Source organism: Pseudooceanicola atlanticus (assembly GCF_000768315.1).
In the GTDB taxonomy this organism is placed as follows: Bacteria; Pseudomonadota; Alphaproteobacteria; order Rhodobacterales; family Rhodobacteraceae; genus Pseudooceanicola; species Pseudooceanicola atlanticus.
In genome coordinates, this window is sequence record NZ_AQQX01000017.1 from 45,327 (window position 1) to 62,109 (window position 16,783).

Sequence of the window (16,783 nt, forward strand, 5' to 3'; positions counted from 1 at the left end):
CCGCATGTCACCTTGCCGTAGGATGGGTGACAGGCGTCGACGGTAGGCAGTTTTCAGGCTGGCCGCCGCGCTTACCAAAGAGCTGGCGGCGGCCAGCCTGAGAACTGCCGGGCCGAAGCGTGCACGGGGTGGGGGCATGGGGAGGGTTTTGCGCTGGTGTCGATTATTTCAGTTTGCGAGCGTCGCGAGGCCGGGGGTCTCGACGCGCATGTGCCGTTGATCCTGCGCGGCGACACGCTCTACGACCCCGATCTGGATCGCTTCTTTCTCGACCAGCCGCTATCGGGGATTCGATCACGGCATTCGCTTCGCGCCCAGGCCTATGATGTGACGGTCTGGCTTCGCTTTCTCGATGCCTGCGGCAAGACCGTATGGGCTGCGACCCGCGACGATGTCGAGGCTTATCATCGTGCGCGCCGGCGCGGCGATGCTGGTCAGCGGATCACGGCGGCAAGCTGGAACAGGGCCGTCGCCAGCCTTGATCGCCTCTATCGCTGGGGCGAGCGGCAAGGGCTGATCGCCGAGGCACCGTTCAACCGTCGTGCCGTGTGGCGACCGGCGCAGGGTGGACGTCGCGGAATGATCGCCGCGCGCAACGATGCCTATGAACGTGTTGTGAAGCGGTCGGATGTCCGGTTCGTCACGATGGACGACTACCGCATCTTCCGCGAGGTCGGTCTACGCGGCCTCGCGCCTGACGGCAGCGAACGCCCCGGCGCGCGTGATCGGAACGGATTGCGTAACGCGCTCTTCGCTGATCTGCTCGTCACGACAGGTTTGCGACTGGAAGAAGCCTCAGGTCTGCTCGCCGGTGATCTCGCGGTCATCGTTCCGGACGGCGATGAGAACCGGCAGCTCTGGCTGCGCCTGCCGCCGCCGCTCACCAAGGGCGATCGCGGACGAAGTGTTCTGGTCCCACGCCGGCTGCTTCGTCAGATCGCGGCCTATATCGATGTCGAGCGCGCGGCAGGCGCGGCCAAATTCGTCGCGCGCGATGGCGCGGCGCGCTTTGACCGGCCGATCCATATTACCGACGCCGGTCTCGACCGCATGCGCGATGTCTGCACGCCAGAGGAACGAGGCCGTCTGATTCTGTGCAACGAGAACGGAACGCCGCGCGAGCCCGCGGCGCTATGGCTGACCGAGGTCGGACAGCCCGTTCGACCCAATTCCTGGGAGGTGATCTTCGCCCGCGCCTGCAAGCGCTGTAGAGACTATGGTTTCTCGTTGTCGATCAGCCCACACCAGCTGCGCCACACCTTCGCGGTCCATATGCTCGCTTTGCTGATCCAGGAGCGTCTGCGCGAAGCCGCATTGCCGGCGGGGCCGATGGAGAGCTACCGGCTGATCCTGGGCGACCCGCTGCAGCAGGTGCAACGCCTGCTCGGCCACGCGAGTCTCGCCACCACCTATATCTATCTCGACCATATCGCGACCCGCGCCGATACGGTGGATTCGGCGGTCGAGGAGTTGCTGGCACTGCTGCCGGGACCGCAGGGCGCATGAGCGGGCGTCCCCGCAAGGGCAGGCCCGTCGCTTTCGCACCCGTCACGCCGGAGCGAGCCAAGCCCGATCCGGTGCTCGGCCTCAGGTTCGTCATCGAGGCGCGGCATGGCGGGACCGTCCTGGTCGACATGACCGATCTCGATCCTCGTCCGCTCGGTATCGCCTTTGCCAGCGCGTTGCGCCGGTCGGCCGCGCTCGGCGGCCGGATCGGTGCGGCCAGCGTCATCAAACAGTATGTAAACTCCTATCGCCGTTTCTTCACCTGGCTTTCCGATGAGGCGGGGGAGGTGGACGGGCCCGAAGACGTGCGCGCAGCCCATGTCGACGGTTTCGCATCGGCACTCGAACGCGGGGGAATGGGCGCGATCTACCGGCATGTGACGGTCAGCAAGATCGTCAATACGCTGCGTGCGATAGAGGCGGATCGGCCCGACAGGATCACGCCCGACCTCCATGAGCGGTTGCGCTATACAATGGCGACCTCGGCGGGACGCTCGACCCCGCGTGATGCCTACAGTCCCTTCGTCGCCCGCGCGCTGCGCGACGCGGCCCGTACGGACGTGGAAGCGATATTCCGCCGGATCGGCGCCGAGGATCGGACCGATGAGGGCGATCCGGTCATTGCCGGAGCGCGGGCCGATGTCGAAGCTCTCATCGCGCGCCATGGAGCCGTTCGGACCGAGAGCGTCGAGCTGCGCCGTCTCTATTTCATGCGCTTGCGGCGCGGCTTGCCGATCAGCACGCTGATCGACGACCTGCATCGCCGACATCATCTGCACGTCACCGATCTGCCGCCATTGCTCGTGCTGCTTGCTCTCGATACCGGCCTCGAGCCGGAATGCCTGAAGGCGCTGACGGTCGATTGCCTGGACAATCCCTCCGCCGGAACCGTCGAACTGCGATACCTGAAACGACGCGCCGGCGCCGCCGGGCACAAGAGCATGCGCGTGCGCGACGGCGGCCTCGGCACGCCGGGTGGCCTTATCCGCCGGCTGATCGAGATCACGACCGTCGCCCGTCAGCATCTGCCCAACGATTGTCTCTGGGTTTACCACAACGTCGGCGGTCTCCATGCAGGCATCCGTCATCCGCGCGAACGCCTCGACGCCTGGGTGGCACGGCACCGGATTGTCGATGAGGACGGCAAGCCGCTCCATCTTCTGCTGTCCCGGCTTCGCAAAACCCACAAGGCGCTGTGGTACACCAAAACCGAAGGGTACATCGCCCGCTTCGCGGTCGGCCACACGCCCGAGGTCGCGGCGCGCCACTACGCCGATCTGCCATCGCTGCGGCCCCTGCACGAGGCCACCGTCGCCGATGCCTTCCGCGACGCTGTCGTCACCGCGATGCCGACCATCCTCGCGCCAGCAGCCGAGAAGACGCTGCGCGAAGCGCCCGAACAGGCCGGGCCGCTGATGCCGCCGGATGCGGTCGGTTCCATTCTCGATGGGGAGCAGGATCTCTGGCTCGCCGCCTGCGCGGGGTTCCATAGCAGCCCCTTCGCCGAGGCCGGCTCGCCATGCCAGCAGCCGTTCTGGGGGTGCCTCCATTGCCCCAACGCCGTCATCACCGCCCGCAAGCTCCCCGCGATCATGGCCTTCCTGTCCTTCGTCGAAGACCAGCGGCAGGGGCTTCCCGGTCCCGACTGGATGGTCAAGTTCGGGCAGGTTCATGCCCGGATCGTCCATCAGATCTTGCCCGCGTTTTCCGATACCGTTGTCGCCGAAGCGCGGTTACGCGCCGTGGAGGAGCGCCTCTATCTGCCTCCCGAGGCGCGCGCATGACCGCGCCCGCCCTTGCCCGCGCGCACGCGTTCGATGATCGGCCCGTGCTGGCGTGCGCGCCGCTCAAGCCGGGCCATGCCCGCGAGGACCTGTCGCGCGTCGGCGATCCAAGCTGGAATCTGGGTCCCGCCGTCTTCCGTGAGAACGCCCGGCGCTGCCACGTCACCGTGTATTTCGACGTGCTCGAAGATGCCGATGTGCAGGCAATGATGCGCGCCTATCTCTATGCGCGTCTCAATGTCGACCTTCCCGGCCATCGTCCGAAGCTGCCGCCCAGCTGCGTGCGGCAGGCGTTCAACCGGGCGCGGCGCTTCTTCGGCTTCGTCCGCGAACGATTGGGCGCGCTGGACCTTGCCCGCATTGATCCTCCGCTGATCGACGCCTATGCGCGGCATCTCCGAGAGGACCCGGCAAGGCGGCCCGTCATTGTCGGGCAGCTTCTCGAGGTCGTCATCGACTTCTATCTCTACCGCGAGCACCTTCCCGGCGGCGGCTTGTCGTTCGAACCGTGGGACGGGCGGCCACCCGCGCGCGTCGCGGGCTATCGTCATGTTCCCGAGAACCGGACCCCGCGCATCCCCGAGCCGATCATTGCGCCGCTTCTGGCATGGTCGCTGCGCTACATCACGGTATTCGCAGGGGACATTCTCGCCGCCCGGCGTGAGCTTTCCCGGCTCGAAGCGCGCCGCGACCGGCTCTTCGTCGCGGAACAGGGATTGCCGCATGCGGAGCGCCGCCGCCGGCAACGGCAGCGACTGGCGCGCTATTTTCGGTCCCGCGCGCGGCAGGGCCGGGGCGTGCCGGTCTGGGCAAGCCCACCCAACGGTTCCGCATCCGTCGATCCGGTAAGCGGGGAGCTTCTGCCCGTCGTCAACGTGCAGCTTCTGCATCTACACGTCGGCGTCGATGCCGCCAGGGAGCCGGCGATGCATCTCGCTCTCGCTGGCGGCGCGTCCGATCTCATCGCTGCCGCCATCGCGGATATCGGGATCGAACCCGGCGGCATGGATACGCCAATCTCGGCCGGCCATGGCGGCACCGCTTTGATGCCAAATCCCTCGTCCTGGAAGAGCGCATGCTGCAGGCAGCGGCTTATGTGGTCTGCGCCTATCTGACCGGTATGCGCGATTGCGAGGTGCAGGCGATGCGCCGGGGATGCCTGACGCTTGCGCGCAGCGAGGACGGCACCGTGTCACGACACCGCGTCCGTTCCACTGCGTACAAGGGAAAGGGGGGCCGGGGAGCGTCGGCGGAGTGGGTGACCATCGAGCCCGTCGCCCATGCGATCGGGGTGCTCGAACAGTTGACCCGGCGCGCGGCTGTTGCCCATGGTCTCGATACGCTCTGGCCCGTGCTGTCAGTGACGCGAAGTAGCAAACCGCACGTCTCCGCCGAGATCGTGCGCCAGTTAAACGCCTATCGTGACCACCTGAACAGGCTGTTCGGGACGGAAGAGGCGCCCGCCATACCGCCCGGGCCGGACGGTAAGCCCTGGCGGATCACGACGCGCCAGTTTCGTCGCACGATCGCATGGCACATCGCCAACCGTTCCTTCGGAACGGTGGCCGGCATGATCCAGTACAAGCATGCATCCGTCGCCGCGTTCGAAGGCTACGCGGGTAGCAGCGCCTCGGGTTTCCGCGCCGAGGTCGAGGCGCAACGCCGGCTCGGCCAGATCGATGATCTGCTCGAGTATTTCGACAGGCGGCGCGGCGGAGCCGACCTTGGTGGGCCGGCCGGTCTTCGTGTCGCGCGTACCCTCGACGAGACAGCCACCGAGCTTGGGCCATTGCCGCCGATGATCGCCGACCGGTCCCGTCTGCGCACTATGCTCGCCAGTCTGGCCCGCACCCTGCATGTCGGACCGCTTGCCGATTGCTTCTTCGATCCGGCAACCGCCCTGTGCCTCAAGCGCGTGACGGATGCCGCGGCAGACCGCCCGCTGACAGCGCTTTGTGAACCGACCCGCTGCCCGAACGCCTGCATCGCGCAACATCACAGGCCCGTGTGGGAGCGGAGTGCCGATGAGGCACGCATGTTGCTGCGCGAGAAGCGGCTGCCCGGATTGCAGCGGGCCGCGCTTCAGCAGGAAGTTGACCGGATCGAGGGTGTGCTGGCCCGGATCGCGCCGCCGCCCGTTCGGTCGGCGGTAAAGGGAGAGGAGGCTTGGGATCGGGGTGAGTGACGGGATGAGGAGAGCGGGAAAGGCCTGTTCCGCCCGTCCTGGAGACCTGTCATGTCCCGATCTTCCTCATCGGCCGGGCGCGCCGATGTTTATAACCGTATCACCACCGAGATCATCGCCGCCATCGAGGCAGGCTCCGGCGACTGGCGTGCGCCCTGGTTCCACGACGGGAGCAGCATCGCGCGTCCGACCAACGTTTCATCTGGCAAGCGCTATCGCGGCATAAACACCTTGGCGCTCTGGGCCACGGGCTTCGCCGCCGGATATTGCGACGGTATCTGGGGAACGTACAAGCAATGGCAGGATGCCGGCGCGCAGGTGCGTAAAGGAGAACGCTCTACCACGGTCGTCTTGTGGAGGGAGATCAAGGTTTCCCAGCAGGCCGACGACGAAGACGATGATGACGGGCATCGACGGATGTTCGCCCGCGCATTTTCTGTCTTCAATATCGCTCAGGTGGACGGGTACGAGCGCCCGGCGACCCCTGTGCTGCCCGAGGCTGAACGCCTTGCCCATGCGGAAGCGTTCATCACAAACCTGGGCGTCAAGACGGAGTTCGGTGGATCGGAAGCCTATTACCGCCCGTCGACCGACACCGTGTTCATGCCGCCGTTCACTTCGTTTCGCGATGCCGCGTCGTTCTACGGTGTCTGGCTACACGAGAATGGTCACGCCAGTGGCGCAAAGCACAGGCTCAACCGCGACCTTTCCGGTCGCTTTGGTTCGGCCGCCTATGCCGCCGAAGAATGCTGCGTGGAAATTCTCAGCGGGCTGGTCCTGGCAGACCTCGGGATCGCCCACCATCCACGCCCCGATCATGCCGCCTATATTGCCTCGTGGCTCAAGGTCCTGAAAGACGACCCCAAGGCCATCTTCACCGCCGCCAGCAAGGCGCAGCAGGCGGCCGACTGGATGCATGCGCAGCAGCCCCATGCAGAGGAGGTAGCGGCATGACCAAAACCGTTCTCATTGCCGAAAAATTTCAGAATGGGGCTGGACTGTCAGGATATGTCGCGGAGCTCTGTACGGTGTTTTTGGGTCAGAAGCAGGGGTTTTCGGCGCATACGCTGGAGCTGAATGCGGCCTATCTCAGCAACTGGGTCCGGGTGCTCCGCTCAGACAAGCGGGCGATCTTCAAACATGCGGCGGACGCGCAGCGCGCCTGCGACTATCTCGTCGCCGTGTCGGAGGCGGGGCAGGGGGAACAGGCCGCATGACGTCCGAGGCTGTCCGGGCTGGTAGGGCGTGTGAAAGGAAAAGCTGGCTTTGGGTCTGGTGGTTTCAACACATCCCGAAAGGACAGCCCCATGAGCCATGCCGAACCCGCAGAGTATCCCCGACCGAACGCCACCGTCATCGCCGCCCATAACGATGCCTTCCGCAGGTTTGCCTGTCTGGGCATCGCCCCGGATCAGGCGATCCAGGGCCGCCTCGTCGTGACCCAGTCCCTGATCGAGGCCGGCGATGGTTTCGTGACGGAAGCCGTGAAGGCCACCGGTGCGTTCGATACATTCGAGCCCGACAATGACCCTGACGGCTGGCACGATTTCGGGGCGGTGACGATCCGCGGCGAGACTGTGTTCTGGAAAATTGACCTCTACGAGGCCGGTTCCGACTTCCGCTACGGCGCCGAGGCTCCCGACAATCCAGAAACCACCATGCGCGTTCTTACCATCATGATGGCGCGCGACTGGTAGGGCAGGCCGCACCCCAACCTTACATCACCGACAGGCCCGCTGACCCTCCGAAAGGGAAAGTGGGCCTCTTGTCCTGTTGGTTCCCGGATCCGGGGATCGGTCGCACGGAAACTCGCGGCCCTCTCAATCACGTCGAGAAGGACATGCCATGACTCAGTCGTTCAAACCCACCACCGTCGCCATCGGCGATCTTGTCGCCCATCCCGCAAACGTACGGACCAATTCCCCCGAGACCTACGCCTCCGAGAATATCGCGCATCTCAAGGCCAGCATCGCCGTATTGGGCCTCCTGCAACCGCTGCTCGTCCAGAAGATCGACGGCAAGTTCGGGGTGCTCGCCGGTGGCCGTCGACACGCGGCCCTGCTGGAACTTGCTGCGGACAAGGCCGCCAAGGGCTTCACCAACAGCACGAAGATCGATTGCCGACTGGTCTCCGAAGATTGTGATGTGACCACCGCGCTCTCGCTCGCCGAAAACATCACCCAGGCCCCGATGAACGCGATCGACGAGTTCGAGGCCTTCGCCCGGATGATGGAGGTCGATGGTCAGACGCCGGAAACCATCGCCAAGACCTTCGGTACCACGGTCGCCGCTGTCAAAGGCCGTCTGCGCTATGGGCTCATCCATCCCGACATCCGCGCCGCGGCCCGCGCCAAATCGATCACGCTCGATACGATGAAGGCTTTCGCCGATCATCCCAGCCAGGAGGTGCAACGCGAGGTCTTCGAGGCGCTCACCAAGGAGGACAACCATGTCCAGGCCTACACCGTGCGGAACGCGCTGAAGTCCCGCGGTGTCCAGGTCAGCGACGATATCGGGGCCTTCGTGCGTAAAGACTACGAGGCGCGCGGCGGTGCCATCGCGGCCGATCTGCTGGACGAGCATTCCGTGCTCGAGGATTCCGCGCTGGTCGAAACGATCCTGCTGGAAAAACTCGCCGCCGCCGCCGAAGAGGCTCGGGCAGAGATCGGCTTTGCCTGGGCCGACGCGGTCATTCAGTACGACTATGCCGCCATGGCGGATTATGGTCGGGTCTATCCGGGTCCGGTCGAGCCCGACGAGAAGGGTTCGAGGCGCGTCGACGAGATCACCGCCGAGCTTGAGAAACTCGAACACGAGATGGAGAACGAAGAACTCGAGGACGAGGCGTACAATGAACTCTACGAACGCGTGGACGCGCTGGAAGCCGAGGCGCGGGACCTCCGGGAGGCCTATAGCACCGAGGATCTTGCCAGCTCCGGCGTGATCGCGTCCTGGTCGCATGGCAAGATCTCCCTGCATGTCGGGATGGTGCGCCCTGAAGACAAGACAGAGCGGTCTGGCAAAGGCACCGGCGCACCGAGTGACAAGGGCGCCGCAGACGGCGATGAGATCACCTATCCCGCCTCGCTCACCGAGGATCTCAAGACCGAACGGGCAATGGCGCTCGGCGCGGCCATGGCCAAGCACCCGGAGGCGACGCTTGATCTCACGCTCTTCAAGCTGGTTACGGATGTGCTTACCAGCGGTTTGGGCGTCACCCAGGCGATCAAGGTCGACGCGCGACAGGAGTATCGCACCCACGCGAAGATGGACGAGATCGACGGCACATCGCTCGAACAGGTGGCGGCAGCGCATGACGCGCTCAACCTCTCCTGGGCCGATGACGCGAAGTCCCCTGCCGACCAGTTTGCGCTCTTCCGGGCCCTTGACGCGGGCGAGAAGGCGAAACTCGTCGCCTACGCTACGGCCGCGACCACGCAATCCTGTTTCGCACGGGACAGGCAGCGCGACAGCTTGATGCATGACTTCGAAGTCGAGATCATGCCGGACATACGGGCGCATTGGACGCCGAATGCGGCGCTTTTCAACCGCTTCAAGAAGGCCTGGCTTCTGAAGATTCTCGGCGAGGAGCTGGGGCTCGCACAAGAGGCGGTGACATTGGCCTCTTCGACCAAGAAGCAAGTCGTCGAATTCTGCGAAAAGCTCTTTGCGGAGCCTTTCGCCACGCTGACGGAGGCGCAGCGCGCGGCGGTCGCGGCCTGGTGTCCTCCGATGATGCAGACGGCAGGTGTCGAGCCGGTTGATGCTGGCGAGTCCGAGACACCCGTAGACGCAACCGGGGTCGCCAAAGCGGCCTGATCGAGCAGGCGGCCCGCTCGGCATGTCCGGCGCGGGTCGCACCCTTCCCTCCATCTTACAGGTAAATCCCATGTCCCTTCTTAGCTTCACTGCCGCGAGCGTCGCGGCGCAGATCGCGCATGCGCGCGGCTGCTCCACCTTCCTTCCCAACTGGAACGGGCCGGTGGGCAAACCCGCCCTGATCCTGATCGTCGGCACTGGTGTGCATCTGCGCTCCAATGGCATCGACGGTTCGACCACGCGGATCGTCACCACCGAACGCGCCGATCCCACATATGCCTTCGCCAAGGGCATCAACCCGTTCCGCGATCCGGATTGGATGGCGGCGCGGCAGGCGGCGTTTCGCGATTTGACGGGCCAGTTCTACACCGACATTCTCGATGACGTGCAGATGCTGATCGACCGCGGTCACGACACTATCCGGCTGGCAACCGATGGCCACACGATCTGCGTTTTCCTGCGCCGCGCCGCTGACTACCTGATCGGCGGCACCTACGACGTGCCCTCCGGTCTCGGCGGGACGTTCCGGGTGATCCTGAAGGACGCCACCGACACCCACGCCCTCGTGCAGAATAGCGGCAATTGCGAGGATTTCGACGATATGCTGCCTTACCGCGTGCCGCTCGATGCGCTCATCGAAATCGATGACCGGAGGGCGGCATAGTGGGTTGGCTCTTCTACACCGACCGCCGCGTCAAAACCTACGCGGAGGAGAAGGCAGAAATCGCCCGGCTCTGCACCTTCGAGACGGATACCCGCAAGACATTGTTGCTCAAGGCCTGCAAGGTCGGCTCGACCTGGTATGCAGCTTTGAGGCTCACCAACATCGATGGCGGGCCGGTTGAAGACAGAACCTACGTGACCGATGCCGACGGGTCGATCACCTTCGGCGCCGTCTTCCTCACCCGCTATGACGAGGGCTGCTGGGGCTACAAGGACATGGAGGAGAGCGTCGGCCCGGTCGAGTCCCGCGCGCCGCTCAGCCTTCTGGTGTTGCTCTCCGAGTTGAAGGATCCCGACAGCTATGCCCATGCTTGGCGTCAGCGCTGCCGCGATTGGGCGGCAATCCCGGACTACGACGAGGGTGACAAGATCAAACTGGCCTCACCGGTAACGCTGACCGATGGCAGCACCTGCCAGATCGTGACCGCCACCCATTACCGGCGCGGAGGGCAAAAGCGTCGCTGCTACCGCATCGAGGAGACAGGCGACCTCGTGCGTCTGTCGAAAGCCTCGCTCGCCGGGTCCGAACTCCTCAGCTCGGCGAAGAGTGCGGCGAGTCCGGTTCTGGCCGAATTTTTCGCCGGGAAGGGGTCCTGACCGCCGGCAGCGACGTCATCTGTCCGGCCTTGAGCCGCCTCCGCGCGTTTGAAAGCGCAGAGGCGGCTTTCTGTCCTGTCGGACCCACAACCTGACTCAAAGGACAGACGATATGGACAACCGAAGCCTGGCACTCGCACGCGATTTCCCATCGAAACCTCACCTTCTGCAGGCCATTCGCCTGATCGGCAGCGAGATTGAGAAGCAACCGCTCAAGAGCTCATCGCTCGCTCGGATCATGCGCGAGACTTTCGGTGGCAGCGATGCCGGCGGCGCGTGGTCCTGGCGCATGGCCTATGACCTGATGCAGGCCGCCACGGTGACGACGATCATGCAGGACAGCGGTTCGGACGTGCTCGCGACGGCCAGATTGCTCGCCTCACGGCTCCTGACGGAGACCCGGCGCTCCGAGCAGCAAATCCGTCTGCAACAGTTCTCGACGCCGCTGCCCTTTGCGGCACTGGTAATACGCGCAGCCGCCATTCGCCCCGGCGAAACCGTCCTCGAACCTTCCGCCGGGACCGGCGCGCTGGCTGGTTTTGCCGTGCGCGCGGGTGGCAAACCGATGCTGAACGAGATCGATCCCTTCCGCAGGGCGCTTCTCGAGGCGACCATTGACACGCAGGTGACCGGCTTCGACGCGGAACATATTGATGATCTCCTGACGGTGCCCGACCTTCCCGGTGTCATCGTGATGAACCCACCCTTCGCCTCTTCGGTCGATCGCTCGCGGGACAGGCACATCGCGGCGAAACATCTGATCTCCGCGGCTAAGCGCCTCGCGCCGGGCGGGCGTCTCGTGGCAATCATGCCGATGGGATTTTCGCCGGAACGGGACGCGGCCCATTGGTCACGGGCCTCGGCCATCGCAAAGCCGCGCCTAGCGCTCACGATCTCTGGCCACGTTTACCGCAAACTCGGCACCACGGTGGAAACCCAGCTCATGGTCTTCGACAAGGTGCAGGAGGAGATCGAGATCGTCCGTGCCATGGTCGACGATCTGGACGCGGCGCGCCAAATCATCGATGACATCGCCGCAACCCGCACTGCCACTCCCTCGATCCAAACCGGTGCGCAGTTTCGGACTGGGTCGCGCCGGGTCGGTGTCCCAGTTGCACGTCAGCGCCCAATCGCCCAAGCGGCGTCTGCCAAACCCAAATCGCATGCCGCCATCCCGCTGGCCTTCACCTGCCTCGACACACCCCGCGAAAACACCCCGGTCTCGGACATCTACGCTCGCTACCGCCCGCAGCGGATTGAGATCACGGGGGCTCAGGAACATCCCACGCCGCTCGTCGAGAGTATTGCCATGGCCTCGGTCGCGCCCCCGGTTCCGTCGAATGAAGCCGCCTCGGACCTGCGGCTGCCTGGCCATCTGATCGAGGGGGGTCATCTTTCCGAGGCCCAGCTCGAGACCATCCTGATGGCAAACGACGCCCACGGGCGCGACCTGCCGGGCAGGTTCACGATCGACGAAGACCAGTCCCGGATGACCCGCGCCGATGATAATCCAGAGGCGTACGCCTATCGGCTCGGTTACTTCCTCGGCGACGGCACCGGCTGCGGCAAGGGCCGCGAATGCGCCGGGCTCATCCTGGCGAACTGGCTCGCGGGTCGGCGCAAGGCGGTCTGGATCTCCAAATCCGCCACGCTCATCGAGGACGCAGTCCGCGACTGGACCGACCTCGGCGGCTCGCCCGCCGACATCCAGCCGCTCTCCAAATGGAAGCCTGACCAGCCTATCTCCATGGGCGATGGCATCCTTTTTGTGACCTACGCGACACTCCGGTCCGCAGGCAAATGCGGGACGACCCGGTTGAGCCAGGTTCTGGGCTGGATGGGCGAGGGTTTCGACGGCGTGCTGGCTTTTGATGAGGCCCACGCCATGCAGAACGCCGCGGGGTCCGACGCGGGCAGGGGGGTCAAACCCTCCCAGCAGGGTCTCGCCGGGCTGCGTCTGCAGCTCGCCACGCCCCGGGCGCGGGTCTTTTATGTCTCGGCGACCGGGGCCACCAGCGTGCAGAACCTGGCCTATGCCTCCCGCCTCGGACTCTGGGGTCAGGGTCCGGACTATCCCTTCCCGAGCCGGGAGAGCTTTGTCTCGGCAATGGAGGCCGGAGGCGTTGCCGCGATGGAAGTCGTGGCGCGCGACCTCAAAACGCTCGGATTCTACACCGCGCGGGCGCTCAGCTTCGATGGTGTGGAATATGACGTGCTCGAACATGCGCTGACACCGGCGCAGATCGAGATCTATGACGCCTATGCCGGGGCATTCCGGACGATCCACCATAATCTCGAGGCGGCGCTGACCGCGACCGGGGTCAATGATGCCTCCGGTCAGACGAACGCCTCTGCCGCGAAGGCCTCGGCCAAATCCCGCTTCGAGAGCACCAAGCAGCGCTTCTTCAACCACCTTCTGATGGGCATGAAAGCCCCGACCGTCATCCGTGCCATTGAAGATGATTTGGCCGAGGGATTTGCCTGCGTCATCCAGGTGGTCTCGACGGGCGAGAGCCTGTTGAAGCGACGGCTCGAGGCGATGGACCCCGAAGACGAGCTGGTCGAGGGGGCGTTGACGCCTCGGGATTATGTGCTCTCCTACCTCGAACAGGCCTTCCCGATCCATGCCCAGAAGATCGTGGAGATCGACGGGAACATGGTCGCGGAGCCGCTGCGGGATGCGAATGGCGCCCTGGTTGTCTCCCGCGAGGCCGAGGCCTTGCGCGATGAGGCAATGATAGAGCTGATGTCCCTGGCGCCGATCCCTTCGGCGCTGGACCAGATCCTCTGGGCCTTCGGGGATGAGGTCGTGGCCGAGGTGACAGGGCGCTCCATCCGCCCCCTGAAAGCCAGCGAAGGTGCCCTCTTCATCGAGAAGCGGTCCGCCAGCAGTAATTCTTCTGAAACCCGGGCCTTCATGGATGGCGAGAAGGACATCCTGATCTTCTCCGATGCCGGCGGGACGGGCCGGTCCTATCATGCCGCTCAAACGGCCAAGAACCAGAAACGGCGACGGCACTACCTGCTGGAGCCCGGTTGGCGGGCCGATGCCGCGATCCAGGGGCTCGGCCGCACGCATCGTTCGGCTCAGGTCAGCGCGCCTTTCTTCCGGGTCTGCACCTCGGATGTGCACGGCGAGAAACGCTTCACCTCCACGATCGCCCGACGGCTTGATCAGCTGGGCGCCCTCACCAAGGGCCAGCGCGAGACCGGCTCCCAGGGCATGTTCCGCGAGGAGGACAATCTCGAAAGCCCGATCGCAAGGGGTGCGCTGCGAGGCTATTACGCCGATCTCGCCGCCGGGCGCGCGGCGGCCATGAGCTACGAACAGTTCAGCGATTGGACAGCTCTTCGACTGATCGACCAGGACGGCGTGCTCCTGGAAGAGTTGCCGCCGATCCAGCGCTTCCTCAACCGTGTCCTGGCGCTGCCGATCCACATGCAGAATGCACTTTTTGTCGAGTTCATGAGCCGGATTGCCGATCAGACCGAGCGGGCGCGGGCTGCAGGCACACTCGATCTCGGCGTCGAGACATTGCGCGGCGAGAGGATCGAGCAGGTCTCGACCGAGGATCTCTGGACCTGTCCGCGCTCCGGAGCGGTGACACGGATCATCGGACTGGAGGTGACGGACCCCGTCCATATCCTCTCCGCAGAAGAAGCTTTGGACCGGAACCCCGACAAGCTGCCAATGATCAACAGTGCCTCGGGACGTGCGGCGCTGATCTCCTCGCGTCCGATGCAGATGTATGACGAAGAGATCGTCACGCTCATGCGCAAGGTGACCCGGCCAAGCGGGTCCACCTATGTCGAGGAAGGGAAGTTCCAGGCCTCCGCCTGGGAAGAGATCGAAAAGCCCGAGTTCCGCCGCCTCTGGGACGAGGAGGCCAACAGCCTGCCGAAGGTGACCACGACGAAGCTATACCTGCTGACCGGGCTGCTGTTGCCGATCTGGAAGGATATCCCCTCGGGCAACGAACGCATCTACCGCGTCACACCTGAGGCACAGACAGCGATGATCGGCCGGACCGTCAGCGAGGACGGCGCCGCGGCCCTGCGTGCGCGGTTCATGGTCGGCACCCCGAAAACCCCGCGGGACATGCTGACGGCCGCGCTCGGATCCACCGCGCCGGTCGATCTGGGACGCGGCCTCACGCTCACCCGCCGCCGGGTCGCGGGCGCGGCCCGTCTCGAGATCGACGGGGCCGACCGGGGCACGATCGACGGGTTGAAGGCCCTGGGGTGTTTCACCGAGATCATCGCCTTCCAGCTTCGGGTCTTCGTGCCCCACGGGGAGGGCGTCGATACCGCTGCGATCCTCGGCCGGATCGTGGCGGACGGATCAGCCTCCAGGGCTGATCGCGCCGCCTGAAAGGAAAAGCGGGCCTTGGGTCGGGGGAACGCGGAAGGGTGCTTTGCCCCCTCGCGTTCCGCCGCCGTGGCGTGTCTCCAGACCCCTCGGCGCCTTCCCCAATCCCAGACAAGAGGACGAGACCCATGACCAACTCCGAGACCACCTTTGCCGAGACGATGGCAAAGTGGCAGGCCGAGCGCGAAGCCGCCAACAAGGCCACCCGAAACGAGCTGCTCCCGCAATTGCGAGGCCTCGGCATCACCGAGGTCACCGCCGAATACGAAGGCTACGGCGATTCCGGCAATATCGAAGACGTAACGGTGCAGCCCGCAGGCATTGCGCTCCCTGACGAACTCTGCACGAAGGTTGGCGACTTCGCCTGGTCCGTCGCCTATCACCAGCATCCCGGCTTCGAGAACAACGAGGGCGGCTACGGCACGCTGACCTGGGATGTCATCGCCGACAGCATCACCCTCGATCATGCCGACCGCTACGTTGAATGCTCCCACAGTTTCGATGAGGGCCTGTGACATGGCCCATCCCCTCCATCATGCCGAAAGTTCCGCCCGGAAGTATGGCGGAACGCCATCCGACTATCAGGCCGTTCACGACTGGTTCGATGCCTCAAAGGAGCATCTCGCCATCTTCACCCACCGTGCTCTGCGCCATCACACGCAAGGCATCTTCGAGGCCGAACGTGTCTTCGGGCTCTCCCTCACCAACGGGGCGGGGCGTGAGATTCCCATCCGCTGGATCGGCGAGCAGCATGTCCGCGAAGACTGTCAGGGCCGCATTCCGAGCCTCGCCGACTGGCTCGGACGGATCCAGCCCGAGCCCTGGATGGCCAACGGGCAGATCGACCGGCAAGCGCATGAGCCCGTCGGCGATCCGCGCACGAAATGGCTGGCCGAGGTGGCTGGGGGCAAGACGATCCTCGGCCTCAAGGACTGGATGGAGGCGAGGGGATCATGATGCGCAACGTTCGCAGGTTCTACGATTGCAGCACCGCACATCTGCCTGAATAAACCGTCCAGGCTATCGAGAACGGGCTCTTTGCCAAATCGCCGAGCATGCAGAATGAGTATGGCTGGCTGTTCTCCGTCCCTGTAACCCTCGCCGACATGCCGGAAGGCGTCGACTGCGACGCCTTCAAGGCGGTCATGGCGTTGGCGATGGATGCCGGGTGTGACTACGTCCTCTTCGATCGAGACGTCCCGCCAGCCCCCTATCTCGAGGTCTTCGACTGGTAGGTCAATCGCGGTTGCACAGAGGCCCGATCCACGGATCGGGCCTCTCTTGTTTCCAACACCAATACTGAAATGGAGATCCGGATGAACGTCGCGGAGATAAAGCTCGCCGTGGATGCCGGCAAAATCCGTCCACTGGGCGAATGAGGGGTATCGGGTGCATCGGGACGGCCTTGGCCAATACCTCATAACCTTTGTGCCGAACGGCAGCACGATCGGGTTGACCGACCGGAGCGGCCGTAGGCTGAACGGAGCCGAGGCCGACTTCTTCATATCGGAGCCGGGCCATGATGGCGCGACAGCGCAGGGGAGGGTGGTGCGCGGGGCGACGTCGGACACCTTGTCTACCGCCGGGCCGGGCTGACGGGCAGGAGAGAAAGGAAAGAGGGCTTTGTGGTTTTGCGATCCCATGAGGGGTCGAAAAGCAATCCCGCGTGCTCTGGCCAAGTGCCGGGCAGCGGCAAACCCAAGGAGAAGACCTATGTTCGCAGGAACCCTGACCAAGAATGCCGAAACCGCAGTGACCTGCCCCCTGTTGGTCCCTCGTTCATAATGAGAGTCTGCAGGT

The 16,783-nt window shown here is 64.7% G+C and carries 13 protein-coding genes and 2 pseudogenes; all 15 read left to right on the forward strand.

The window, feature by feature from the left end; translation table 11 throughout:
• Nucleotides 1–156 precede the first annotated feature (156 nt).
• The 15 genes and pseudogenes from ATO9_RS20880 (at nt 157) to ATO9_RS24815 (ending at nt 16,579) form a co-directional block, all read left to right on the forward strand.
• Nucleotides 157–1,506, forward strand: a complete 1,350-nt coding sequence (locus ATO9_RS20880; RefSeq protein ID WP_043754031.1) for a tyrosine-type recombinase/integrase — start codon at nt 157–159, stop codon at nt 1,504–1,506.
• Entirely contained in the window at nt 1,503–3,290 is a 1,788-nt protein-coding gene (locus ATO9_RS20885; protein ID WP_043754032.1) for a hypothetical protein, read from the forward strand. Before ATO9_RS20880 ends, ATO9_RS20885 begins: the two co-directional genes overlap by 4 nt.
• Nucleotides 3,287–4,405 (forward strand): hypothetical protein, encoded by a 1,119-nt coding sequence (locus ATO9_RS24805; protein ID WP_238318833.1) that lies wholly within the window; start codon nt 3,287–3,289, stop codon nt 4,403–4,405. Before ATO9_RS20885 ends, ATO9_RS24805 begins: the two co-directional genes overlap by 4 nt.
• On the forward strand, nt 4,366–5,475 hold the full coding sequence (locus tag ATO9_RS24810; RefSeq protein WP_238318834.1) for a hypothetical protein: 1,110 nt from the start codon (nt 4,366–4,368) through the stop codon (nt 5,473–5,475). The genes ATO9_RS24805 and ATO9_RS24810 overlap by 40 nt, the downstream gene beginning before the upstream one ends.
• 51 nt (nt 5,476–5,526) lie before the next feature.
• On the forward strand, nt 5,527–6,429 hold the full coding sequence (locus tag ATO9_RS20895; protein ID WP_043754035.1) for an ArdC family protein: 903 nt from the start codon (nt 5,527–5,529) through the stop codon (nt 6,427–6,429).
• Nucleotides 6,430–6,485: 56 nt separating this feature from the next.
• A pseudogene (locus tag ATO9_RS20900) lies at nt 6,486–6,692 on the forward strand (zincin-like metallopeptidase domain-containing protein); the annotation flags it as partial.
• 90 nt (nt 6,693–6,782) lie between these two features.
• Nucleotides 6,783–7,172 (forward strand): DUF3768 domain-containing protein, encoded by a 390-nt coding sequence (locus tag ATO9_RS20905; protein WP_043754039.1) that lies wholly within the window; start codon nt 6,783–6,785, stop codon nt 7,170–7,172.
• Nucleotides 7,173–7,320: 148 nt separating this feature from the next.
• Entirely contained in the window at nt 7,321–9,294 is a 1,974-nt protein-coding gene (locus tag ATO9_RS20910; protein WP_043754041.1) for a ParB/RepB/Spo0J family partition protein, read from the forward strand.
• 70 nt (nt 9,295–9,364) lie between these two features.
• Nucleotides 9,365–9,958 carry a hypothetical protein gene (locus ATO9_RS20915; RefSeq protein WP_043754043.1) on the forward strand — a complete coding sequence of 198 codons (594 nt, stop codon included), beginning with the start codon at nt 9,365–9,367 and terminating at the stop codon, nt 9,956–9,958.
• Nucleotides 9,958–10,614, forward strand: a complete 657-nt coding sequence (locus ATO9_RS20920) for a DUF6927 domain-containing protein (RefSeq protein WP_043754045.1) — start codon at nt 9,958–9,960, stop codon at nt 10,612–10,614. The genes ATO9_RS20915 and ATO9_RS20920 overlap by 1 nt, the downstream gene beginning before the upstream one ends.
• A gap of 112 nt (nt 10,615–10,726) precedes the next feature.
• On the forward strand, nt 10,727–14,986 hold the full coding sequence (locus ATO9_RS20925; RefSeq protein WP_043754047.1) for a strawberry notch-like NTP hydrolase domain-containing protein: 4,260 nt from the start codon (nt 10,727–10,729) through the stop codon (nt 14,984–14,986).
• Nucleotides 14,987–15,111: 125 nt separating this feature from the next.
• Nucleotides 15,112–15,498, forward strand: coding sequence for a DUF6878 family protein (locus tag ATO9_RS20930; protein WP_009803668.1), 387 nt, complete (start codon nt 15,112–15,114; stop codon nt 15,496–15,498).
• A gap of 1 nt (nt 15,499) precedes the next feature.
• Nucleotides 15,500–15,940: a DUF6915 family protein gene (locus ATO9_RS20935; RefSeq protein WP_043754051.1), complete on the forward strand. Its 441-nt coding sequence runs from the start codon at nt 15,500–15,502 to the stop codon at nt 15,938–15,940.
• 98 nt (nt 15,941–16,038) lie between these two features.
• Nucleotides 16,039–16,218, forward strand: coding sequence for a DUF5983 family protein (locus ATO9_RS20940; protein ID WP_043754053.1), 180 nt, complete (start codon nt 16,039–16,041; stop codon nt 16,216–16,218).
• 81 nt (nt 16,219–16,299) lie between these two features.
• Nucleotides 16,300–16,579, forward strand: a pseudogene (locus tag ATO9_RS24815) (hypothetical protein).
• Nucleotides 16,580–16,783: the final 204 nt, after the last annotated feature.

Bases quoted from the DNA above. Each gene is read 5' to 3' on its own strand.
- ATO9_RS20885 (WP_043754032.1), top strand. From the start codon at position 1,503: ATGAGCGGGCGTCCCCGCAAGGGCAGGCCCGTCGCTTTCGCACCCGTC.
- ATO9_RS24805 (WP_238318833.1), top strand. From the start codon at position 3,287: ATGACCGCGCCCGCCCTTGCCCGCGCGCACGCGTTCGATGATCGGCCC.
- ATO9_RS24810 (WP_238318834.1), top strand. From the start codon at position 4,366: ATGCTGCAGGCAGCGGCTTATGTGGTCTGCGCCTATCTGACCGGTATG.
- ATO9_RS20895 (WP_043754035.1), top strand. From the start codon at position 5,527: ATGTCCCGATCTTCCTCATCGGCCGGGCGCGCCGATGTTTATAACCGT.
- ATO9_RS20905 (WP_043754039.1), top strand. From the start codon at position 6,783: ATGAGCCATGCCGAACCCGCAGAGTATCCCCGACCGAACGCCACCGTC.
- ATO9_RS20910 (WP_043754041.1), top strand. From the start codon at position 7,321: ATGACTCAGTCGTTCAAACCCACCACCGTCGCCATCGGCGATCTTGTC.
- ATO9_RS20915 (WP_043754043.1), top strand. From the start codon at position 9,365: ATGTCCCTTCTTAGCTTCACTGCCGCGAGCGTCGCGGCGCAGATCGCG.
- ATO9_RS20925 (WP_043754047.1), top strand. From the start codon at position 10,727: ATGGACAACCGAAGCCTGGCACTCGCACGCGATTTCCCATCGAAACCT.
- ATO9_RS20930 (WP_009803668.1), top strand. From the start codon at position 15,112: ATGACCAACTCCGAGACCACCTTTGCCGAGACGATGGCAAAGTGGCAG.
- ATO9_RS20935 (WP_043754051.1), top strand. From the start codon at position 15,500: ATGGCCCATCCCCTCCATCATGCCGAAAGTTCCGCCCGGAAGTATGGC.
- ATO9_RS20940 (WP_043754053.1), top strand. From the start codon at position 16,039: ATGCAGAATGAGTATGGCTGGCTGTTCTCCGTCCCTGTAACCCTCGCC.